The 22,266-nt window shown below is 61.1% G+C and carries 22 protein-coding genes; 14 read left to right on the forward strand and 8 right to left on the reverse strand.

The window, feature by feature from the left end; all coding sequences use genetic code 11:
- Window positions 1-82 precede the first annotated feature (82 nt).
- From ccoN to hemF, 9 genes are all read left to right on the forward strand, one after another.
- Entirely contained in the window at window positions 83-2,293 is a 2,211-nt protein-coding gene (gene ccoN / locus HER32_RS14390) for a cytochrome-c oxidase, cbb3-type subunit I (protein ID WP_232066263.1), read from the forward strand.
- Between the two features lie 35 nt (window positions 2,294-2,328).
- Window positions 2,329-2,532: a hypothetical protein gene (locus HER32_RS14395; protein WP_149072170.1), complete on the forward strand. Its 204-nt coding sequence runs from the start codon at window positions 2,329-2,331 to the stop codon at window positions 2,530-2,532.
- Window positions 2,526-2,792 (forward strand): hypothetical protein, encoded by a 267-nt coding sequence (locus tag HER32_RS14400; protein WP_149072169.1) that lies wholly within the window; start codon window positions 2,526-2,528, stop codon window positions 2,790-2,792. Before HER32_RS14395 ends, HER32_RS14400 begins: the two co-directional genes overlap by 7 nt.
- A complete protein-coding gene (locus tag HER32_RS14405) occupies window positions 2,786-3,646 on the forward strand; it encodes a cbb3-type cytochrome c oxidase N-terminal domain-containing protein (RefSeq protein ID WP_168682368.1) in 861 nt (286 codons plus the stop codon). The genes HER32_RS14400 and HER32_RS14405 overlap by 7 nt, the downstream gene beginning before the upstream one ends.
- Window positions 3,647-3,716: 70 nt before the next feature.
- Window positions 3,717-5,126 carry a cytochrome c oxidase accessory protein CcoG gene (gene ccoG, locus HER32_RS14410; RefSeq protein ID WP_149072167.1) on the forward strand — a complete coding sequence of 470 codons (1,410 nt, stop codon included), beginning with the start codon at window positions 3,717-3,719 and terminating at the stop codon, window positions 5,124-5,126.
- Between the two features lie 41 nt (window positions 5,127-5,167).
- Window positions 5,168-5,644, forward strand: a complete 477-nt coding sequence (locus tag HER32_RS14415) for a FixH family protein (RefSeq protein ID WP_168682369.1) — start codon at window positions 5,168-5,170, stop codon at window positions 5,642-5,644.
- A 36-nt stretch (window positions 5,645-5,680) separates the two neighbouring features.
- On the forward strand, window positions 5,681-6,436 hold the full coding sequence (locus tag HER32_RS14420; protein ID WP_168682370.1) for a sulfite exporter TauE/SafE family protein: 756 nt from the start codon (window positions 5,681-5,683) through the stop codon (window positions 6,434-6,436).
- A 40-nt stretch (window positions 6,437-6,476) separates the two neighbouring features.
- Window positions 6,477-7,397, forward strand: a complete 921-nt coding sequence (locus HER32_RS14425) for a universal stress protein (RefSeq protein ID WP_168682371.1) — start codon at window positions 6,477-6,479, stop codon at window positions 7,395-7,397.
- Window positions 7,398-7,423: 26 nt separating this feature from the next.
- Window positions 7,424-8,353 (forward strand): oxygen-dependent coproporphyrinogen oxidase, encoded by a 930-nt coding sequence (hemF, locus tag HER32_RS14430; protein WP_232066264.1) that lies wholly within the window; start codon window positions 7,424-7,426, stop codon window positions 8,351-8,353.
- A 151-nt stretch (window positions 8,354-8,504) separates the two neighbouring features.
- Here the strand turns inward: hemF and HER32_RS14435 are convergent, their stop codons facing one another.
- Window positions 8,505-9,713, reverse strand: coding sequence for an acetate/propionate family kinase (locus HER32_RS14435; protein ID WP_149072162.1), 1,209 nt, complete (start codon window positions 9,711-9,713; stop codon window positions 8,505-8,507).
- A gap of 614 nt (window positions 9,714-10,327) precedes the next feature.
- Here HER32_RS14435 and HER32_RS14440 point away from each other — a divergent pair.
- Window positions 10,328-10,747 (forward strand): SRPBCC family protein, encoded by a 420-nt coding sequence (locus tag HER32_RS14440; protein WP_149072161.1) that lies wholly within the window; start codon window positions 10,328-10,330, stop codon window positions 10,745-10,747.
- A gap of 18 nt (window positions 10,748-10,765) precedes the next feature.
- On the forward strand, window positions 10,766-11,227 hold the full coding sequence (locus tag HER32_RS14445) for a MarR family winged helix-turn-helix transcriptional regulator (protein ID WP_168682372.1): 462 nt from the start codon (window positions 10,766-10,768) through the stop codon (window positions 11,225-11,227).
- Window positions 11,228-11,345: 118 nt separating this feature from the next.
- Here the strand turns inward: HER32_RS14445 and pta are convergent, their stop codons facing one another.
- On the reverse strand, window positions 11,346-13,439 hold the full coding sequence (pta, locus tag HER32_RS14450; protein WP_168682373.1) for a phosphate acetyltransferase: 2,094 nt from the start codon (window positions 13,437-13,439) through the stop codon (window positions 11,346-11,348).
- The gene (locus HER32_RS14455) at window positions 13,436-14,455 is read right to left on the reverse strand and encodes a universal stress protein (protein ID WP_168682374.1); all 1,020 of its coding nucleotides are present in this window, start codon (window positions 14,453-14,455) and stop codon (window positions 13,436-13,438) included. Before HER32_RS14455 ends, pta begins: the two co-directional genes overlap by 4 nt.
- Window positions 14,456-14,815: 360 nt before the next feature.
- Between HER32_RS14455 and HER32_RS14460 the strand changes: the two genes are divergently transcribed.
- The gene (locus tag HER32_RS14460) at window positions 14,816-16,141 is read left to right on the forward strand and encodes a cystathionine gamma-synthase family protein (RefSeq protein WP_168682375.1); all 1,326 of its coding nucleotides are present in this window, start codon (window positions 14,816-14,818) and stop codon (window positions 16,139-16,141) included.
- Window positions 16,142-16,258: 117 nt separating this feature from the next.
- On the opposite strand, the gene HER32_RS14465 is transcribed toward HER32_RS14460, so the two are convergent.
- From HER32_RS14465 to HER32_RS14485, 5 genes are all read right to left on the reverse strand, one after another.
- Window positions 16,259-16,621: a hypothetical protein gene (locus tag HER32_RS14465; protein WP_168682376.1), complete on the reverse strand. Its 363-nt coding sequence runs from the start codon at window positions 16,619-16,621 to the stop codon at window positions 16,259-16,261.
- Window positions 16,622-16,645: 24 nt separating this feature from the next.
- Entirely contained in the window at window positions 16,646-17,566 is a 921-nt protein-coding gene (gene uvsE / locus HER32_RS14470; protein ID WP_168682377.1) for a UV DNA damage repair endonuclease UvsE, read from the reverse strand.
- Window positions 17,567-17,650: 84 nt separating this feature from the next.
- On the reverse strand, window positions 17,651-18,328 hold the full coding sequence (locus tag HER32_RS14475; RefSeq protein WP_168682378.1) for a carboxypeptidase-like regulatory domain-containing protein: 678 nt from the start codon (window positions 18,326-18,328) through the stop codon (window positions 17,651-17,653).
- Between the two features lie 165 nt (window positions 18,329-18,493).
- The gene (locus HER32_RS14480) at window positions 18,494-19,156 is read right to left on the reverse strand and encodes a hypothetical protein (RefSeq protein WP_149072153.1); all 663 of its coding nucleotides are present in this window, start codon (window positions 19,154-19,156) and stop codon (window positions 18,494-18,496) included.
- Window positions 19,157-19,318: 162 nt separating this feature from the next.
- Entirely contained in the window at window positions 19,319-20,557 is a 1,239-nt protein-coding gene (locus HER32_RS14485) for a metallophosphoesterase (RefSeq protein ID WP_149072152.1), read from the reverse strand.
- 149 nt (window positions 20,558-20,706) lie between these two features.
- Between HER32_RS14485 and radC the strand changes: the two genes are divergently transcribed.
- A complete protein-coding gene (gene radC / locus HER32_RS14490; protein ID WP_149072151.1) occupies window positions 20,707-21,444 on the forward strand; it encodes a RadC family protein in 738 nt (245 codons plus the stop codon).
- An 81-nt stretch (window positions 21,445-21,525) separates the two neighbouring features.
- A complete protein-coding gene (locus tag HER32_RS14495) occupies window positions 21,526-22,173 on the forward strand; it encodes a DUF1684 domain-containing protein (protein WP_168682379.1) in 648 nt (215 codons plus the stop codon).
- The last annotated feature ends 93 nt before the right edge of the window (window positions 22,174-22,266 follow it).

Consider the following 22,266-nt stretch of genomic DNA (forward strand, 5'->3'; position numbering starts at 1 on the left):
AGCGGGGCCTTGACGTTCGTCATGCTTCCGGCGGGCAGCAGGCAAGACCTTTGAAGAAGTAAAACCACTACTTCTTCGCCCCATGCAAGCTGCCTTTACTTCGCCTCTCACCGCTCCTGAGCCGCCGCTGGTTCAGAACCGGGTGTCCCGCGCGGTCGACGAGTTTTTCTACGACAACCAGATTGTCCGCGACTTCGGCATTGCCACCATTTTCTGGGGCATTGCCGGCATGTTGGTAGGTATCCTGGCCGCGTTTCAGCTGGCCCAGCCCGATGCCAACCTGCACACCTCGTTTACCACGTTTGGGCGCATCCGGCCCTTGCACACCAACGCCGTCATCTTCGCTTTCGTGGGCAACGGCATCTTCATGGGGGTGTACTACTCGCTGCAGCGCCTGTGCAAAGCCGCCATGTACTCCAAAACCCTGAGCCGGGTGCACTTCTGGGGCTGGCAGCTCATTATTCTGAGCGCGCTGATTTCCCTGCCCCTGGGCTACACCACCAGCAAGGAGTACGCGGAGCTGGAGTGGCCCATCGACATTGCCATTACCTTGGTGTGGGTGGTGTTTGGCTGGAACATGTTCGGCACCATTGCCCGGCGCCGGGAGCGGCACCTGTACGTGGGCATCTGGTTTTACATTGCCACCTTCCTGACCGTAGCCGTGCTGCACATCGTCAACTCCATGGAGGTGCCGGTGAGCTTCATGAAAAGCTACTCGGCCTACGCCGGCGTGCAGGATGCCCTGGTGCAGTGGTGGTACGGCCACAACGCCGTGGCTTTCTTCCTGACCACGCCCTACCTGGGCCTGATGTACTACTTTCTGCCCAAGGCCGCGGGCCGGCCGGTGTACTCGTACCGCCTGAGCATTATTCACTTCTGGTCCCTGATCTTCATTTACATCTGGGCCGGTCCGCACCACTTGCTCTACACGTCCCTGCCCGACTGGGCCCAGAGCCTGGGCGTGGCCTTCTCCGTGATGCTAATTGCGCCCAGCTGGGGCGGCATGATCAACGGTCTGCTCACCCTGCGTGGGGCCTGGGATAAGGTGCGCGAGGAGCCCGTGCTCAAGTTCATGGTGGTGGCCATTACGGCCTACGGCATGGCCACCTTCGAAGGGCCCATGCTCAGCCTGAAGAACGTCAACGCCATTGCCCACTTCACCGATTGGATTGTGGCGCACGTACACGTAGGCGCCCTGGGCTGGAACGGCTTCCTCACCTTTGCCATGCTTTACTGGCTGTGGCCCCGCCTGTACCGCACGCCCTTGTACTCTAAGAAGCTGGCCAACGCCCACTTCCTGATTGGCACCCTGGGCATCCTATTCTACGCCCTGCCCATGTACTGGGCCGGCTTTACCCAGGGCCTGATGTGGAAGCAGTTTAATGCCGAGGGCATGCTGCAGTACCCCAACTTCCTGGAAACCGTGCTCAACTTGGTGCCCATGTACTACCTGCGGGGCATTGGTGGGGTGATGTACCTGAGCGGCGTGTTTCTGATGCTCTATAACCTGGTGAAAACGGCCCAGGCCGGCTCCCTCCTGGCCGCGGAAAAAGCCCAGGCCCCCGCCCTGCTGCCCGCCGCCGAGGACCCCCACGCCGACGCCGGCCACTGGCACCGCTGGATTGAGCGCCGCCCCGTGCAGATGGCCGTGTGGGCCACCGTAGCTATTGCCATTGGCGGGGCCGTGGAAATGATTCCCACCTTCCTGATCAAGTCGAACGTGCCCACCATAGCCTCGGTGAAGCCTTATACCTCGCTGGAGCTACAGGGCCGCGACATCTACATCAAGGAAGGCTGCTCGAACTGCCACACCCAGATGGTGCGCCCCTTCCGCTCCGAAACCGAGCGGTACGGTGAGTACTCCAAAGCCGGCGAGTTCGTGTACGACCGGCCCTTCCTGTGGGGCAGCAAGCGTACCGGTCCCGACCTGCACCGCGTGGGTGCCAAGTACCCGCACTCCTGGCACTACAACCACATGCTCGACCCCACCAGCATGTCGCCGGGCTCCATCATGCCGCCTTACCCCTGGCTGTTTGAAAACGACATCGACTACTCCACCCTACCCAAGAAAATACGGGTGCTGCAGCAGCTGGGCACGCCATACCCCGCCGGCTACGATAAGCAGGCCGTGGCCGATGCCCGCCGCCAGGCCCAGGGCATTGTGCAGGAGCTGAAGAAGGAGGAAATCGAAGTAAGGTCGGACAAGGAAATCGTGGCCCTCATTGCTTACCTGCAGCGCCTGGGCACCGATATCAAAGTGAAGCCGGAGCAGGCTGCCGCGGCTGCTCAGTAAAGCCCGGTACCTACCTCCCAACCTGCGCTACTGCCATGTACAAGAACGTTTTGCAATCTATTGCCGGCATTGAGATATACCCGCTTATCTCCTTCGGCATCTTCTTTCTCTTCTTCCTGGGCTTGCTGGTCTGGGTGGTCATTGCCAACCGCCAGCACCTGCACACCATGAGCCTGATGCCCCTGCTCGGCGACGACGAAACCGCGGCCCCTCACTCCGAACCCGACGCGCTATGCTAACCAAACGCACCGTGCTGCTGACGGCTACCGGCCTGCTTACCGGCTACCTGGCGGGGGCGCAAACCCCCGCCGCGGCCCCCGCTACCTCGGGCTCTACCATTCTGTTCTGGCTGCTGCTGGGCGTACTAGGCATCGTGCTGGTGCTCACGCTGGTGGCCGGTGCTTCGGTAGCCTCCGCCGTGCAGCGCCCCCCGGCCGCCCAAACTCCCGCTACTCAAGACCAAACCCCCTCCACGCAGAAAGGAGCTGCTGTATGTTAAGTTTTTCCCTGACTTCTCTTCGGGCGCTGGCCGCTGCGGTCCTGCTGTTGCAAGCCGGTACCGCCCTGGCGCAAGCCCCAGCCGAATCCGCCAAGCCCGCCGGGGCCGACACGCAGATGCTGCTGTTCTGGTTTTTGCTGAGTACCCTGGCACTGGTGCTGCTGGTGTTTGTGCTGTTCTTCACCATGATCATCGTGAAGATGAAGCCCCAGCTGCGCAAGCTCTACGAGCTGCCCACGGTGCACGACACCTGGAGCGGCCAGGTACTGGGCCTGCTCATCGGCGACCCGGCCCTGGTAACCGGTAAGAACAAGGATGAGCTGATGGGCCACGACTACGACGGCATCACGGAGTTCGACAACGACCTGCCGCCGTGGTGGAAGTACGGCTTCTACGTCACCATTGTGTTTGCGGTGGCTTACATGGGCTACTACCACGTGGCCCAGGCCGGGCAGCTGCAAACGGCGGAGTACGAAACCGAGATGCAACAAGCCACGCTGCTGGTGTCGGCTGATAACGACGACCCCAACAAGCTGACTACCTACGCGGCCCTGAAAGCCCCCGCCGACCTGGATGCCGGCAAAACCATCTTCACCACCAACTGCGCGCCCTGCCACGGCCCCAACGCCGAGGGCAAAGTAGGCCCCAACCTGACGGACGAGTACTGGCTGCACGGCGGCGAAATCAACCACGTGTACAAAACCATCAAGTTCGGCGTCACCAGCAAAGGCATGGTGGCCTGGAAGGGCAAGCTCTCGGGCAAGCAGATTCTGCAGGTGTCGTCCTTTATCGCAAGCCTGAAAGGCTCCAAGCCCGCCGGCGCCAAAGAGCCTCAGGGCGAGAAGGAGCTCTAGCCCGGGCTGCCCGCCCCGCATTTCCTACCCACCGTTCAGGCGCCGCAGCCACCCGCTCGCGCCACCCGCCATGTCCGTTACCACCTTTCATCCCAACGACGACTTCCGCGACTCCATTGCTACGGTGGATGCTGACGGGAAGCGCGTGTGGCTGTACCCGAAGCAGCCCAGTGGCCCGCTCTACCGCGCCCGTAAGTGGATCAGCTACGGCCTGCTGGCTTTGCTGTTTGCGGGGCCCTGGCTGCGCTTCCGGGAGCTGCCCCTGCTGATGCTGAACCTGCCCGAGCGGAAGTTCATCATCCTCGGGCAGATCTTCTGGCCCCAGGATTTCTTTATCCTGCTGATAGGGGCGCTGACCTTCCTGCTGTTTATCATCCTGTTTACGATAGTCTACGGCCGTATTTTTTGCGGGTGGGTGTGCCCCCAGACCATCTTCCTGGAGTTTGTGTTCCGGCGTATCGAGTACTGGCTGGAAGGCGATGCGCCCCAGCAGAAAGCCCTGGACCGCGCCGACTGGACCTGGAACAAAATCTGGCGCAAAACCAGCAAGCACGCGCTGTTCCTGCTGATTTCGTTTCTGATTGCCAACACCTTCCTGGCTTACATCATTGGCTCGGATGCGCTGGTGAAGATTGTGACCGATCCGCTAACCGCGCACCTGGGCGGCCTCACCTCCATGGTGGTGTTCACGGGGGTATTCTACGCGGTGTTTGCCCGGTTTCGGGAGCAGGTGTGCACCATTGCCTGCCCCTACGGCCGGCTACAAGGTGTGCTCCTGGACAAAGACAGCCTGGTGGTGGCCTACGACTACAAGCGTGGCGAGCCGCGCGAGAAGCTGCGCAAAAACCAGCAGCGCACCGCCGGCGACTGCATCGACTGCCACCAGTGCGTGCAGGTGTGCCCCACGGGTATCGACATCCGCAATGGCGCCCAGCAGCTGGAGTGCACCAACTGCACCGCCTGCATTGATGCCTGCAACAACATCATGGCCATGATAGATCTGCCGAAAGGGCTGATCCGCCACGCCTCGGAAAACGACATTGCCAATGGCACCACGTTCCGGCTGACGGGCCGCATGAAAGTATACTCGGGGGTGCTGGTGGTGTTGCTGAGCGTGCTCACCTTTCTGCTGGTGTCGCGCTCCAACGTGCAGGCCACGGTGCTGCGCACCCCGGGGCAGCTGTTCCAGAAAACGGAGCGGGGTACCATTTCCAACCTCTACAACATCTCCGTCATCAACAAAACCAACCGCCCGTACCCCATCACCCTGCGGGTGCTGGAGCCGGCCGGCGGCACCATTGCGCTGGTGGGCAAAGACGGCCTCACGCTGCCCGCCCAGGGCCTGACGGAAGGCGTGTTTTTTGCCGAGCTGCCGAAGTCGGCCCTGCACGCTACCAACCAGGAAATTCGCATTGGGGTGTTTAGCGGCGGCCAGCTCATTACGGAAACCGATACCAAGTTTCTGGGGCCGCCGCAGTAGCCCGCGCTCTGCCTCCCCAACGATTCTCACCCTTCTTTGCCATGGTTACCCCAGCTCCTCCTAAACGCACCCTCTGGCCCTACGCCATTATTGCGGCCTTCGTGCTTTTTGCCGGCTACATCGGCTTTATGGTGCAGCAGGCCATGCGCACCACCGTCGACCTGGTAAGCCCCGACTACTACCAGCAGGAACTGGCCTACCAGCAGCGCATGGAGTCGGTGGCGCGCACGGCGGCCCTGCCCGCGCCGGTGGTCGTCACCCACGAGGCCGCAGCTCACCGCCTGAAGCTGGCGCTGCCGGCCGGCCTGAGCGGGCAGGCTATTGAGGGCACGCTGCACTTCTTCCGGCCTTCCGATCAGAAGCTGGATTTCAAGCTGCCCTTTGCGCCCACTGGCACTCCGGCCCTGCAGGAGCTGAACACCAGCAAGCTGCAGCCCGGTCTCTGGCGCCTGCGGGTTGATTTCACGGCCGGCAACCAGCAGTATTTCCTGGAAAAAGAGCTTTCTATCAGCGAGTAAGCGGGCTTACTGCCGTATCCATTCCCTCCTTCACGTATGCTCTGGGCTGGTTTCTTATTTGGGTTTTTGGGTAGCTTCCACTGCGTGGGCATGTGCGGGGCTATTGCGCTGGCGTTGCCGGGCCAGGGCAACCCCGTGGGCTGGCGGTACGTGCGGGGACGGGTGCTCTACAACCTGGGCCGCGTCACGACCTACTCGCTGCTGGGCGCCGTGGCCGGTATGGTGGGGCAGGGGTTGCGGCTGGCTGGCTGGCAGCAGGGACTTTCTATTGCCTCGGGCCTGCTTATTCTGCTGCTGGTGGCCGTGCCGGAACGCTACACCAGCCGGGCATCTATGGCGCTGGGGCTGAGCCGGGGGCTAGGCGCCGTGAAAAACCAGCTGGTATACTACTTCCAGCAGCCCACGGCCCGGGCCCTCTACACCACCGGCCTGCTCAATGGCCTGCTGCCCTGCGGCATGGTGTATTTGGCCCTGGCTGGAGCCATCAGCGCCCCGGGGGTGCCAGGCGCCGTGCTCTACATGGCTTTGTTTGGGCTAGGCACCGTGCCGCTTATGCTGGCTTTGTCCCTGAGCGGGCAGCTGGTGCCGCTGCCGTGGCGTATGCGCCTGCGCCAGGCCGTGCCGGTAATGGCCTTGGGCCTAGCGGCCCTGTTTATCCTGCGCGGACTAGGGCTGGGTATTCCGTATCTGAGTCCGCAGCTGGGCACGGCCGGGGCAGTAGCGGCGCCCGTAGGCCAGCCCGCCTCGGTGCACTATTGCCAGAGCGTGCCTCAGGCCACCTCCGCGCGCTAATTGCTTCTCCCGTTTTCCTTTTCCTTACCTCTTTCTCCCGATGCAGACCCTCCTCGTGCCCATTGACTTTACTGCCGCCGCCGAAAACGCGCTGGGGTATGCCAACAAACTGGCGCTACGCCTGCCCGCCGAAATTGTGCTGGTGCATAGCTGCCCGCCGGGTACCGGGGCCGAGGGGCGGGCGGCGCTGCTGCGGCAGCTGCAGGCGTTGGCCGAGCGGCTGCGCTACCAGCAGCTAACCCGGCAGAGCGGCCGGCGCATCACCTATCACTATCATTTGCTGGCTGAGCCCCTGGCCCAGGGCCTGGAAGTGCTGGTGAATGGTTACTGCGCGAGCCTGGTGGTGCTGGGCCTCACGCTCATGGACTGCGCCACGGCCACGGCTGAAGGCACCACGCCCATGCTGCTGCCGGAACACGTGAGCTGCCCGGTGCTGGTGGTGCCGCCCGGCCGCCACGAGCTGCCCAGTCGCGTGGTGGTGTCGGGAGATTTTACGCACCTCGATGCGCGCCGCCTGCCTTTCCTGACCCAGCTCACGCGCCCGGCCGGGGCCCACTTCGACCTGGTACAGTTCTACGCGCCTACCCACGTGGGCTTAGCGCCCCTTAAAAAGGCGTTGATGGAAGCCCGGGCCCACCTGCCCGAGGCTACCGGGCACTTGCTGCCGGAGGAAGACGCCCTGGAAGGCCTCAGCGACTTCTGCGCCCAGCAGGCGGCTCAGCTGCTGGTGCTGGCTACTGCCGATGGCTGCCTGGTGCGCCGCTTTTTTCACCCGCACTACACCAAAACCAACGCCTACCATCTGCGCATTCCGCTGGTGCTGCTGCCCACCAGCCAGCTGCCCACCGAGTCCTGCTGCGCCCAGTGCCACCTGCGGCAGGCGGCCGAGAACCGGCGGCTGGCCCAGGCTATGCCCCTTATGCCAGCGGTGGGGCGCTTCATCCCGGTTACGGCCGGCTAATCCTGCCGCCTTTTACGTTTTCTTGTATGATACTTGACAATCAAACAATGGTCGCGCCGCCCGCCGTGCGGGCTACGGTAGCGGAGTGGATGCGCTGGTTTCAGGACTGGCTCTGTGAGCAGCTGGCAGCGGCCGACGGCGGCGCCGCGTTTCGGGAGGATACCTGGGTGCATGCGGGTGGGGGCGGAGGCCGCACGCGCGTCATCAGCAACGGGGCCGTGCTGGAAAAAGGCGGGGTGAACTACTCGGCCGTGTGGGGCGAAATGAGCGAAGCGGCGGCCCGCACCCTGCTCATGCCCGACCCCAGCTACTTTGCCACGGGCGTGTCGGTGGTGCAGCACCCGGGCAGCCCGCACGCGCCCATTTCGCACATGAACGTGCGCTACTTCGAGGCCGGCAACGGGGAAGCCTGGTTTGGCGGCGGGCTGGATTTGACGCCCATCTACGTGGATGAAACCCAGGCCCGTTGGTTTCACCAGCAAATCAAGCAGGTCTGCGACCAGCATAACCCGGCCTACTACCCGCGCTTCAAGCAGTGGGCCGATGAGTACTTCTACTTGCCCCACCGCCAGGAAACCCGCGGCATCGGCGGCATCTTCTTCGACCGGCTGACGGTGGGCCAGGATGGCACGTTTGAGGAGCTGTTCGCCTTCGTGCAGGCCGTAGGCGAGGTGTATGGGCGTACGTATTCTACCCTTATGCGCCAGAATGCCGGCCTTCCTCACACCGAGCGGCAGAAGCAGTGGCAGTTGGTGCGCCGGGGCCGCTACGCCGAGTTCAACTTGGCCATCGACCGGGGCACGAAGTTTGGCCTGGAAACCGGCGGCCGCACCGAAAGCATCCTGATGAGCCTGCCGCCCCAGTGTGAGTGGCACTACAACTTTCCCATCGAGCCCGGCTCCCCCGAAGAAGCTACCCAGCATTGGCTGCGCCCTGGCATCGACTGGCTGAGCTAAGGGCGGGTTTGGGAAGTATGCTGCTTTGGCTGCGCTTAGCATGACGTAACGAGTGTTTGGCGCAATCTTCAACCACGCTTCAAAGACCAGTATTTCCCGCTGCTAGCGTACCATTACGGTATACCAGCAGCGGGAAATTCGTGCTTCTGGCTTAAGCCAGCAACTGCGCGCACTGCCGCGCAATTTCCAGCTCCTCATTGGTCGGCACCACCAGAATCTTCGCCCGGGAGGAAGGCAGGCTGATTTCCCGCAGGCCAGGGATGCGCTGCTGATTGGCTGCCTCATCCAACTCCAGCCCAAAGAAGCCCATGTCCTGGCACGCGAGGCGGCGCACCAAGGCGTCGTTTTCGCCCACACCGGCCGTGAAGACTACCGCATCCAGTCCGCCCAGCACGGCCACGTAGGCCCCAATGTACTGGCGGATGCGGTAGGCGTAGAGGTCGTAGGCCAGTTGGGCGCGGGCGTCGCCAGCCGCCAAGGCCGCCCCGATGTCGCGCATGTCGCTGCTACCCGTGAGGCCCAGCATCCCGCTTTCCTTGTTCAGCAGGGTGCTCACCTGCTCGGGAGAGTAGCCCAGCGGCCCCAGCAAATGCAGCAGCACGGAAGGGTCCAGGTCGCCGGTGCGGGTGCCCATCACCAGGCCGGCCAGGGGGCCAAAGCCCATGCTGGTATCCAGGGAAAGGCCCCCGCGCACGGCCGCTACGCTGCAGCCGTTGCCCAGGTGTACCGTAATCAGGCGGGCATCGGGGAGGCCCAGGTACGCTGTGGCCTGGGCGGCTACGTACTGGTGGCTGGTGCCGTGGAAGCCGTATTTGCGGATGCGCTGCTCGGTGTACAACGCCTCGGGCAGAGCGTAGCGGAAGGCGTACTCGGGCAGGGTCTGGTGAAAAGCCGTGTCGAACACCGCCACCTGCCGGGCCTGCGGAAACAGCTGCTCCGCCACGTCGATGCCCAGCAGGTTGGCCGGGTTGTGCAGGGGGGCCAGGGCAAACAGCCGCCGGATTTCGGTTTTCACTGCTTGCGTAATCAAAGTAGTAGCCGCAAATGCCTCCCCGCCGTGCACCACCCGGTGGCCCACCACGGCAATGTCAGCCGGGTCCTGAATCACGCCATTGGGGGCGGCCGTGAGCAGGCGCACAACTTCTCGCAAACCGGCCTCGTGGTTGGGTAGGGGCAGGGTGAGGCGCTGCTCAGTGGCCGGCATCTCCGGAGCATCCAGCGCAAAGACTTTGTGGGTGATGGTGGCTTGGTCCGCGCCGATGCGCTCTACCAGCCCGCTGCACACGGGCCGCTCCTGGGGCCAGCGAAACAGCTGGTACTTGATGGAAGAGCTGCCGGAGTTGATGACGAAGATGTGCATGTAGATCCTGAGGAGGGTTGTACCGGGTTTGGCAAGTTTCTATGGTTAGTTAGTTGCCATAAGCAGCAAAAACAAAGTAACGCTGGTCGGCTACCAGTATCTGCTTCCGAAAGCTTGCTTCTGCAGCACTGATTTCAGACGCCGGCAAAACTAGCAGAGAAAGTAGGCTGTGTGCGAAGCTTGTATCAACTGACTGCGTGTACTTGCCCTGCGGTAAGCTCGTTGTCATAGTGTCTGAAATGGCTCCTGATGGGATTAAAAAGTACAAGAGGTTAATCCATAGTTACTGCTCGTCTTCCTAAGGAAGACAGAGCCGCGAAGTGACCTATGTAGTCGGTATATAAGTTGGTATACTCAGTATGAGCTGTATGAAATACGATGTCTAGCCTATAGAAGGCCATTCATGGCAGAAAGCGTTAAGTAGACATTGTTTCTAAAAAAGCTTACGGTGTAATTGATTAATAACAAATAAGTTGCGTGCTATTTATAAGCGTTATGCTGCGCGGCAATGTCCTGGCCGTGTGGTTAAGCAGTAACTCAGAGCGAAAAAGTCATAGTTGATGTTTGATATGATATGTATACATATTATATTTGTACATATCATATCAAAAACTATGTGGACTAAGTCGCACTCAATCGTCACCACTGCCGTGACCAAAGAACAAATGTGGAAGCTCTTTGCTGATGTCAACAACTGGCACCAGTGGGACGAAGGCATCGAATTTGCCCGACTGGAAGGCCGATTCGAAAAGGGCAGCCACTTTACTTTAAAGCCCAAAGGTGGCCCTAAAGTGAAAGTGAAATTGTTGGAAACGGAGGTTAACCAACATTTCCTCGACGTGACCAGCTTCCCACTGGCTAAGATGTACGACAAGCACACGTTTGAAGAAACGCCCGAGGGCCTGCGCATCACCAACACCTTATCGGTTCAGGGGCCTTTGTCCTTTCTATGGATTAAGCTTGTTGCGCAGACTATTGTGGACGCATTGCCAACTGATATGCAGAAGCAGATTGAAACCGCCAGCGCGCTGTAAGGGCTTTAATCAGTCGATATGAAAAAAGTAGCTAACGACTTCAGCGTAAACGCGGCCGAGGAAAGCTCCGGCTTTCTGCTTTGGCAGGTGACCACCCTTTGGCAGCGAGGCATCAAGAAGGCACTGGATGGTATTGACTTAACCCACCCGCAATTCGTCATACTGGCCAGTTTGCTGTGGTTGTCGAAGCAGAAAGACAGCATTACCCAGATTGATTTATCGGTGCACAGCAAAATCGACCCGATGACGACCTCCACCATTATCCGGACGCTACAGCGGAAACAGCTAGTCAACCGGCAGGAGCATCACTCCGACACGCGCGCCAAGACCATAACCCTCACGCCAGAAGGAGCAGCAGCAACCAAGCGCGCCGTGGGACTAATCGAGCAGTTCGATGCGGATTTCTTTGCCGCTCTGGAGACAAAGAAATCCAGCTTCAACCAAGAGCTGTTGACTCTGCTGAAAGCCCACGCGAAGTAAGCGCGGGCCGAAAATCCCATCATATTGCTGCGCGGGTTATTGAAATTTGCTGCTTCGTAGGGTTTGCCACACTAGTGAGATGGTTCGGCTCCGCTCAGCATGGCGTTCTAACGTCTTTTCACCCCAGCTGGCTCTGAATAGCCGTAATCACCACGGTGTTAAACACGTCGTCCACGGTGCAGCCGCGACTGAGGTCGTTCACGGGTTTGTTGAGGCCCTGTAGTACCGGGCCGATGGCCAGGGCGCCGGTTTCGCGCTGCACGGCTTTATAGGTGTTGTTGCCGGTGTTCAGGTCGGGGAAGATGAGCACGCTGGCCTGGCCGGCCACTTCGGAGCCGGGCAGCTTCTGACGGCCCACCAGCGGGTCCACGGCGGCATCGTACTGGATGGGGCCTTCCACTTTCAGGTCGGGGCGGCGCTGGCGCACCAGCTCGGTGGCCAGGCGCACCTTCTCCACGTCGGCTCCGGCGCCTGAGGTGCCAGAGGAGTAGGAAAGCATGGCGATGCGCGGCTCAATGCCAAAGGCTAGGCTGCTTTCAGCCGAGGAAATGGCAATTTCGGCCAGCTGCTCGGCCGTGGGGTTCGGGTTCACGGCGCAGTCGCCGAACACGGCTACCCGGTCGGGCAGACACATAAAGAACACCGACGACACCACTGACACTCCCGGCTTGGTTTTGATGAACTGCAGGGCTGGCCGGATGGTGTGCTGAGTAGTATGCACCGCCCCCGACACCATGCCATCGGCGTGGCCCTTGTACACCATCATCGAGCCGAAGTACGACACGTCGCGCAGCAGGTCGCGGGCCATGTCGTGGTTTACGCCCTTGTCTTTGCGCAGCTGGTAGAAAGTTTCCACGTAGTCGGCGTAGTACTCCGAGTTCACCGGGTCGATGACGCGCACGTGGCCGGCTGGCAGCTGCACCCCCAGGCGTTTGGCCGAGGCAGCCACGTCGGCGGGGTTGCCCAGGATGGTCAGGTCCACTACATCCTGATGCAGGAGCAGGGCGGCGGCCCGCAGAACCCGGTCGTCGTTGCCCTCGGGCAGCACAATGTGGCGGCGCTGGCGGCGGGCCCACTGCAGCAGCCGGTATTGGAACATGTGGGGCGTAATGCCCTCGGGCTGGAAGCTGATGAGCTTTTCCTCCAGCGCCTTTACCTCCACGTACCGCGCAAAGGTGCTGATGGCCAGCTGAATCTTCTTCGGGGTATCGGGGGTGATACGGGACTTGATGGCGCCCACGCGGGTGGTGGTTTCGAAGGTGCCGGTGGGCATGGTAAGGATGGGCACCACGTTGGGCAGGCCTTCGAGCAGGCGCATGATGGGCTCGTCGGGTTCGGCCCCGGCCGTAAGCACAATGCCCGCCACGCGCGGGTAACTGGCCGACTGGTTGGCCTGCAGGGCGCACACGATGATGTCGCCCCGGTCGGCGGGCGTCACAATCAGTACGTTTTCCTTGAGGTAGTTCAGGAAGTTGGGTACCTGCATGGCCCCAATCACGTAGTTATCGACCTGGTTGCCCAGCCCGGCTTCCCCAAACAGCAGCTTACTGCCCAGCCCGGCGTGAATTTCGCGCATAGTGGGGTGGCGCAGCTGCGGATCCTCGGGAATCACGGCCAGCAGCACCTCCTCGGGCAGCTGGGCCCGCAGCAGGGCTTGCACGTCGGCGGCCTGCTCGGGGGCCACGCGGTTGGCCACGGCCAGCAGCACCGGCACCTCGCGGGCCTCGAAGGTGCGCAGCAGCGTCAGCACCGAGCTGACCACCTGCGCCGTGCTCTTTCCTTCGCCCGACACCACTAGGATAACCGGTACGCCCAGGTTTTTGGCCATGGACACGTTGGCGTCGAACTCAATGGCCGTACCCGGCCCCAGGAAGTCGCTGCCTTCCACCACCGTGAAGTCGTAGGCTTCTTCCCACTGCTTGAACTTGTGAATGACCACGTCAATCAGCTCGCCCTGGGCATCGGCTTCCAGCAGCTGCAGGGCCTGCGGCCGGGTGTAGGCGTAGGTATCGGCGTAGGCGAAGGGCAGCTTAAAGTACCGGGCAACGGTATCGATGTGCGGGTCGGGCTCCTGGGCGGGGTCGTAGTCGATGATGGGCTTGAAGTAGCCCACCCGGCGTGCCTGGCCCAGAAGCATGTTCACCAGCCCTAGGACTACCAGGGACTTGCCACTATACGGTTCGGCGGTAGCAATGAAAACGGCTTTCGTCATGCCGACTGTAACGTAGCACCCGCGGCCGGTGTTGGGTCGGCCAGGCCGCGGCTATGTCCCAGCCGGAACGTGAGCACCGGCGGAAAGGCGTGGGTGGCTACCTGCTCGGCAATGCTGGACTGCAAAAACCGGCTCAGGCCCGTGCGGCCGTGGGTGGGCAGAATAACCAGCCCGGCCGGCACCTGCTGGGCATACTCCGGAATGCCCACGCTGGGGCTAGCCGCTTCTACCACCGCCGACAAGGTGCGCGCCAGCTGGTGGCGGTGGGCAAACCGGGTAATTTTCTCCAGGGCCGGGGCGCGCTGGGCCGCACTTGGTACCACGTTTAGCAGGTGCAGGGTGGCCTCCGGGAACAAAGCCAGCATGGCGCGGAGCTCCGGGGCCGCGCAATCGGCTTCGGCCGCGAAATCAGAGGGGAAAACAAGGTTCTGCACGTCCAGATTGGGCATGGGGTGCTTCACGGCCAGCACCGGGCAGGGTGCGGTGCGCACCAGCCGCTCGGTGTTCGAGCCCATAAAGAAGTGCTCGGCTACAGTATGACCCTGGGCACCCATCACCACCAGGTCGATTTGCTTTTCCTCAATCACCTGCATAATGGCCGTATGCAGGCGGGTGGTGTGCACCATATCCTGCACCGGCACCCCGGGAGCCAGCTCGGCGGCTTCGGCTATCAGCTGGTGCATGCGGCGCTTGGTAGCCTGCAGCAGCTTCAGCACGAATACATCCTCCAGGCTGCCGTGCGCACCCGTGGTATCACCGCCGGCCACGGGGCCGCCATAAGTGCTAAACTGCGCGGTTTCGGGCATCTCTACCACGTGCAAAACCAGGACGCGCCCGCCCGTGCGCCGGGCCAGTTGTACGGCAACTTCAAAGGCATGATGGGCCTCGGGCGAAAAATCGGTGGGAACGAGGATGTTTTTCATGGTGGTAGAGAAAAAGAGGTAGGACAGCTGGCCCGCCAGGATCTGGCCCCGGAGCTGCGCACAAAGGTGCCGCCCCCCGGCAACCAGCTCCATGACTGGTATCAGTAGTTTACCTGATTTTTCTCACGTTTCAAAGCCGAGCTTACGGCTTTTTGCGGGTTGTTGAAAACGCCTTCAGCGTGCCCGCCGTCACCGGCCTAAGCAGGAGCTTGGGCCCGCGCCCCTGGGTGAAAAAACAGCCGCAATGAGCCTTAACGAGGTAGTATCTACGGCCGCTGGTAAAAAGTAAGCCCTGGGTATTCCTGCTACAGCAGCGACTGGCAATAGGCGGGTGTTGCAGCCCGGGTTTGGGGCCAGAGCAGCTCGACGGTAACGCGTTGCAAGCCGATAAAGTACCGCCAGCTATAAGCAAATTTCTACCTTCGCAAACCCATCCACCCATCCCCACCCACCATGAAACCCTTACAGGAAGCGGCCGAAATCAACGGCCACCGTCTCCGGCCCGAGAGCCTGATGATGAGCTACGGCTACACCCCGGCCTGGAGCGAAGGCGCCATCAAGTGCCCGATTTTCCAGACATCCACCTTTGTTTTCAGGAACGCCGAGGAAGGCAAGGCTTTCTTTGAGCTGGCCTACGGGCTGCGCCAGGCTAACCCCGACGAGGAAATGGGGCTGATTTACTCCCGTCTCAACAATCCTAGCCTGGAGATTCTGGAGCACCGCCTCACGCTATGGGACGGGGCCGAGGAAGCAGCCTCCTTCGCCAGCGGCATGGCCGCCATCAGCACCACGCTGCTAGCTTTGCTCAAGCCCGGCGACGTGATCCTGCACTCCGAGCCCGTGTACGGGGGCACCGACTTCTTCCTCAAGCAGGTGCTGCCGCGCTTTGGCATCACGGCCGTAGGCTTTTCGCCCAAGGCCAGCCAGGAAGAGCTGTCGGCGCAGGTAGCCGAAATTGTGCAGGGCCGCCTAGCCATGATTTACGTGGAAACGCCCGCCAACCCCACCAACCACCTGGTGGATCTGCGAGCCTGCGCCGAAGTAGCCCACCAGCATGGCTCGGAGGAGCATCCCGTCCGCGTAGTGGTCGACAACACATTCCTGGGGCCCGTATTTCAGCACCCCCTGCACCACGGGGCCGACGTGGTGCTGTACTCGGCCACCAAGTTCCTGGGCGGCCATTCCGACCTGATTGCCGGGGCCGTGCTGGCCTCCAAGCCCTTGATGAAGGAAATCAAAGCCATGCGCACCTTCATGGGCACCATGTGCGACCCGAACACGGGCTGGATGCTGATGCGCAGCCTCGAAACCCTGAAACTGCGCATGGAGCGGGCCGCCCAAAGCGCCCAGGTTATTGCCGACTGGCTGCGGGAGCACCCGCAGGTGGCGCGTACCTACTACCTCACGCACCTGGAGCACGACCCCGCCCAGCAGGCCATCTACGAGCAGCAGTGCCTTTCGCCCGGCTCCATGATTTCCTTTGACATCGAAGGCGGCGAAGCCGAGGCTTTCCAGTTTCTCAACCGCCTCAAGCTGATCAAGCTAGCCGTGAGCCTGGGCGGCACCGAGAGCCTGGCCGAGCACCCGGCCACCATGACGCACTCCGACATCATGCCCGAGGTGCAGCGCGAAATGGGCATTTCTTCCCAGATGATTCGGCTGTCGATAGGCGTGGAAGACCCCCAGGACCTTATAGCGGATCTGGCCCAGGCCTTCGGCGCAGAAACCGATGGCGTTGCCGCCAGCTACCAACCCGACGCGTACGCTATGTACATCTAGCCTGCCCGGTAGCCGGAACACAAAACCGCCTCAGCGTCCTGCTAAGCAGAATGCTGAGGCGGTTTTACGTTCGGATGGTTTTAAAGCAGAAGCTGCTCTGGCCTAGCAGTAAGAAGTTTATTGACCGTTGTTGTCGGTTTCCAGCTCCCCGCCCAGGCGCAGCAGTAAGGTGCTCAGCTGCGAGAGGCCCAACTGGCGTTCGGCCGGGGCCGCCGCCGTTTGCTGGCTTACCTGGCTGCCCAGCAAGCTTAGGGAGCGGCCAATGGCGGGACCATTCAAAGGCTTTTCCGTCAGCAACGACTGCAGGTTGCCGATTTCGCGGGCTATGTCCTGGAGCTCCGGCTGGCCGCTTTGCAGGAACTGCTGCTGCCAGGCCTCGGTAGCATCCATGGCCGCGCTGAGAGGTACCTGCGTAAGCCCCGATTGCAGGGCATGAATGGTGCTGGCCAGCATATCGGCCGATGTGGGGTCCTGTGCCATATAGAGAGGAAAGGGAATTAGGAGTTAAGATGAAACAGTGGGCGAGGCGGCGCGCACCAGCAAGCCTATATCGTGCATGATGGCGCAGGCGCGGTGGGCACTGGCTTCCTTGTCTTTGATTTCGAGCATGATGTCGGCGTCGTGGCCGTGCAGGTGGGTGAGAAACTCCCGAAACAGCTCCTCGTCCAGCGAAGCCGTGTGCTTGCCCTTCCGCTCGCCAACGGACTGCGCGCTGTAGTCCATCATGGGTACGCCGTCCCGGGTAGGATGCCAGGTGGCAAACGCCATTCGTAATGCCTCAGCCATAGGTTCCCCGTGGTTGAGGCACTCGTGGTGCAGGTTGTCGAAGAGAATCGGCACGCCCACGGCTTCGTGCAGGCGCAGGCAGTTGCGCAGGCTGTAGAGCCGGTCGTCGTTTTCCACTACCAGGCGGGCTTTCACGGCATCGGGCAGACGGTGGTAGGTGGCTATCCAGCGCGCCAGCGCCGACTCCATATCCCCGTACAGGCCCCCGGCGTGAATTTGCAGCTTCATGGTGGAGTCCAGCCCCATCAGATCCAGCAAGGAACCCTGGTATACCAGCTCCTGGATGCTGCGCTCGACAATGCCCGGGTCAGGCGAATTCAGCACCACAAACTGGTCGGGGTGAAACGAAACCCGGAGATTGTTGGCTTTGATATAGTCGCCTATAGAACGCAGTTCGGCCGCAAAGTGCGTTTGCCAGGGAAAGGTGTTGATAGGGTGGGAGCCAAACGGCACCAGACCGGAACCCATGCGGAAAAACAGCAGCCCGTGCGCTACGTTGTACTTCAGGATATTTTGCAGGCACGCCAAGTTGTTGCTGACGGCCTGTACCAGCCGCTCCTCGGAGTAGGAGGCCAGCCGGAAAGTGGAAGTCGAGGTGCACGGCAACGATTCGTTGACGCAGGGATAACCAATTCGCATACCCCAACTGTACGGCAGGCTGGGTGAATGGTTGAAGGTAACTGCCGCGGAAATGACCACATTGGGCCCTGACAGCATCAGCCCTTACTCCACCTCGTAGCCCGTATTATCCTTGAAGTTACGGTTGTATTGCTGGCGGGCTTTGCGGTTTTTTGCCGCTTCCGCGGCGGCCTGCTCGGCCGCCTGAATCTCTTCCATTTTGCGCCGCTGCTTGCCTTCCCGCGAAAACTGGTCGTAGAGCAAGCTTATCGGGCTTTGCAGGGAGGGAGTCGGGGGCTTGGGCGCCATGGAATCGACGGGGAACAGGGGCTTGGGTGCCGGGGGGCGTTTCACGGCGCTGGTGGGAGCCGTACTGGGGCGCTTGATATTGCGCAGGGCCCGGTTGATGGTAGCTTCGTCGGGGCGGCCACTGCGCACCTTCACTTCGCCCAGCTGGATACTGTCGCGTACCAGCTTGATCTGCACGATCAGCTGCGACAAGCCCGTGCCACCCAGCGGCAACCGCTGCGACTTAAAACCTACGGCCCGAAAAATGAGCGTGTCGGTGCGGCCGGCTGTAATGCCGAAGTCGCCGTCCTCGTTGGCTACTACGCCCTGACGCGTGCGCTGCACCACTACCGAGGCCCCGGGAATTGGCTTGCGCGTAGCTGCTTCTTCTATGGAGCCCGTCACGCGTACCTGGGCCGCTGCCTGACTAGCGAGCAGCAGGCCCAAAAAGCCCAGTAGGGTGCGTAAAACAACGGGCAGCAATCGAAAAGACATCCTGGGTACAAAGCTAATACAACCCCCGGGCAGGAGCTCAGGGAAAAACGCCCAGCCGGCCGTTTTCATCGACGGGCTGGCTCCAAAGGAGGCAAAAAAAAGCCACGCCGTTGCACGGCGTGGCTTTTGAAGAGCAAGGATCCGGCCAAGGCAGCCGGACTGAGCTTACTTAATAACGGTTTTGTCGCCGTTCTCCGGCTTGTCCTTCACGGTGCCGTCGTCGGCGTCCATTTTGGTTTTGTTGCCTTCGGCGTCTTTGATTTTTACGTCACCGTCGCTTTTTACTTTCACTTTCGAGCCATCGTCGTACTTGGTCTTCGAGCTGGCTTCCATGCTGGCATCGGAAGAGCCGGAAGCATCAGCCGACATGCTCGTGTCGTCCATGTAATTGGTGTCGTAGTAGCTCATCCGGTCGGTTTCGTACTGCGTGTACATGGCCGGATCTACGAATACCTGCTTCATTTCCATATCGGCCTCGCTGTATACGTTGCGCATATCAGCGGCCATGCCGGTCGTATCAGAAGCGTATTTGTTGGCCAGCTCGCTCATGCGCATGCCGCGGTTCACATAGACGGTCCGCACTTTGGTGCGCATGGCGTCGTCCAGCTTCATCTTAGCTGCCATGTCAGCCGCCATCCGGTCGGCGCGGCTTTCCACGGCTTCCTTGGTGTACATAGCCGGCGACATCGTCGTTGTCGTCGTGGTGGTGGTGGTCGTCATACCGTCACCTTCCATGTTGGTGGTGGCGGTGTCGGTTGTTTTTTCCTGCGAACAGGCGCCCATCGTCAGTGCCACGGCACACGAGAGCAAAAGCAAGGTCTTTTTCATTTGATAAAGAGCAGTTTGGTGGGAGGGGGAAGGGAGAGTTAGGGAAGATGGAGCCTATACGGTAGTGCTTGGAGCACGGTTACCAATAGGGCTAACCCCTACAACGAAAACGCCACTGGGCAAAAGACCAGTGGCGTTTCAGAAGTAAACAAAAAGAACGGCTTAAGCGCGCTTCAACTCGAACACGGTGATTTCGGGTAGGAAGCCCACCCGGCCGTGGTAGCCGATGAAGCCCAGCCCGGTGTTTACGTACAGGTACTGCTTGCCGCGCTGGTAGAGGCCCGCCCACTGCTTATAAGCGTACTGCACCGGGCTCCATTTCAGAAACGACAGGTTGATGCCGAACTGCATGCCGTGGGTGTGGCCCGAGAGCGTCAGGTCGATATCGGGGTACTCGTGCACCTGGGCATCCCAGTGGGAAGGGTCGTGGGAAAGCAAAATCTTGAACGGGGCGTCGCCGGAAGTGGCGTGGGCCTTGGCCAGGTTGCCGTACTTGGGAAAGCGCATCTGCGCGCCCCAGTTCTCCACCCCGATGATGGAAATCTTTTCGCCGTTGCGCTCCAGCGTGTGGCTTTCGTCGAGCAGCAGGCGCCAGCCAATCTTGGCGTGGTTTTGCTTAAGGCGGTTCAGGTTGGCCACCTTTTCCTCGCGGGTGGGCCACTCCACGTAGTCGGCATAGTCGTGGTTGCCCAGAATGGAGAAGATGGGCAGTTTGGACTGGATGCCCGCCAGCGTATCGATGTGCTCTTCTACTTCCGTGGCGAGGTTGTTTACCAGGTCGCCGGTCATCACCACCAGATCGGCCTGCTGCTGGTTGATGAGGGCCACGGCCCGCTGCAGCGGCTCCTTGGTGTGAAAAGAGCCCGAGTGCAGGTCAGAAATCTGCAGCAGCTTGAACCCGTCGAACGAGGCCGGTAGGTTGGGAAAACGCAGCGTTACGCGCTTCACCGTGTAATCGGTGCCGCCCTTCACCATGCCCCAGAGCAAGGACACGAAAGGCACGGCCCCGGCCAGCAGTGCGGCTTTGCTCAGAAACTCACTCCGCGAAATAGCGGGCCCGCTGCCGCTACCCGCTGGCCGGCTCACCGCCTGCCAAACCCAGCGGCCCAGGCGCACCAGGTCTTCCAGCAGCAGCGGAATGAGCACCACCAGCTTGGCGGCCAGCATGGCCAGCAGCACCCCGCCCAGGTACGACTTAAAGGAAGGATGCTCGCGCCGGTTGCTCATGGCCCAGATGCCCAGCGCCCACACGGCCACCGTCAGCAGCCAATAGCCGGCCAGCACCAAACGGCGTGCCGGGGAGCCGGGCGCGGGGGCCAGGGCCCGCACGGCTTGAAAACTATACCATTCGGCCGCCAGCAAGGCCGCCAGGAAGAAAAGAGAACCAGTTAGTCGAGACATATCAGGAGGCAAAACCAGGCGCAAGTCTTTTAGTTCAGGGGCGCCCTGGCAAAAGTAGAAGACGAAAATTTTGGCTTTTTACTTTATTGATCTGGGTGTTATTGTATTTTTTGCATAATTCCGTCGGATTCTATCTTAGGCAGCCTTCTATGACGCTATCCGAATTAATATCCGACACGGCCCCCCTGCACTACGCGACGCCGACATCCTTCAGCATCAAAGCCTGGGCCGAGGAAGACCGGCCCCGTGAAAAGCTGCTGCAAAAAGGCCGGTCGGCCCTTTCCGATGCCGAGCTACTGGCCATTCTGCTGGGCTCCGGCACCGCCCGCCTCTCGGCCGTAGATGTAGCCAAACTGGTGCTCAGCGCGGTGCAGAACGACTTAAACGCGCTGGCCCGCATGTCGGTGAAAGAGTTGATGCGGCAGAAAGGCATTGGCGAGGCGAAGGCTATTACCATTGTGGCCGCGCTGGAGCTGGGGCGGCGGCGCAAAGAAACCGAAGCCGCGGCCCGCCCGGTTATCGGCTCTTCCGCCGATATCTACCGCGTCATCAAGCCCCACTTGCAGGACTTGCCCCACGAGGAGTTCTGGGTGGTGCTACTGAACCGGGCCAACGTGGTGATGCGCACGGTCAGCATCAGCCGCGGCGGCGTAGCAGGCACGGTGGCTGACCCGAAGCTGATTTTCAAGGAAGCCCTGGAGCAGCTGGCTTCGTCGGTTATTCTGGTGCACAACCACCCCAGCGGGAACCGTAACCCCTCGGCGGCCGACATTGCTCTCACCCGCAAGCTCAAGGAAGCCGGGCAGTTCCTGGATCTACCCATTCTCGACCACCTTATCTACACCGACGCGGGCTACTACAGCTTCGCCGATGAAGGCATGCTGTAAGGTGAACTGGCCATTAGGTGAGTAGGGCCTAATCTGGAAACGGGCTACGGACAACAGGCAACGAGCAATTACCTTTGCCGCATGCGCCTTACTCCCAAATTCCTCATCGGCCTGGGCCTGCTGGTTGTTATCGGCTACTTCCTGACCGACCTTGTTTTCAACGATAACCAGTACGCCGTGCGCCTGCGCAAAACCCGGCAGGAGAAAAACGACGCCTTCCGCCGCGTAGATGGCTCCCCGCTCAGCCAGGAGCAGCGCGACACCTTCGACAGCCTGCGCTATTTTGCCCCCAACCCGGACTACCGCGTGGAGGCTCAGCTGGAAGTCTACACCCGGCCCGATACGGTGCGCATGGCCCTGACCGATGGCAAGGCGGAAAACTACCTGCGGTGGGGCCGGGCGTCCTTTCAGCTCAACCAGCAGCCCCAGCAGCTCACGTTATTTCTGAAGGCCGATGGGCAGGACTCCACCTTGTTTGTGCCCTTCACCGATAAAACCAACGGCTTCACCAGCTACGGCGGGGGGCGCTACCTCGATGCGGCCCTGCCCCCAGCCGGTGCCACCGAGCTGGCGCTGGACTTCAACGAGGCCTACAACCCTTACTGCGCCTACAACGACGCCTACGCCTGCCCCGTGCCGCCCACCGATAACCGGCTGCCTATTGCCATTGAAGCCGGCGAAAAGGAGTTTCACGACCACGCCGACCACGCTGCCGGAGACAAAGAGTAACCTGACCGTAGGCAAAAAACCGGGCGTTTTGCGGTAGCGCAAATCCGTACCTTTGCCTGGCCTGTTGGCCTGGACCAACGCCAATTACTGATT

It is taken from the genome of Hymenobacter sp. BT18 (assembly GCF_012273015.1).
GTDB lineage: Bacteria > Bacteroidota > Bacteroidia > Cytophagales > Hymenobacteraceae > Hymenobacter > Hymenobacter lutimineralis.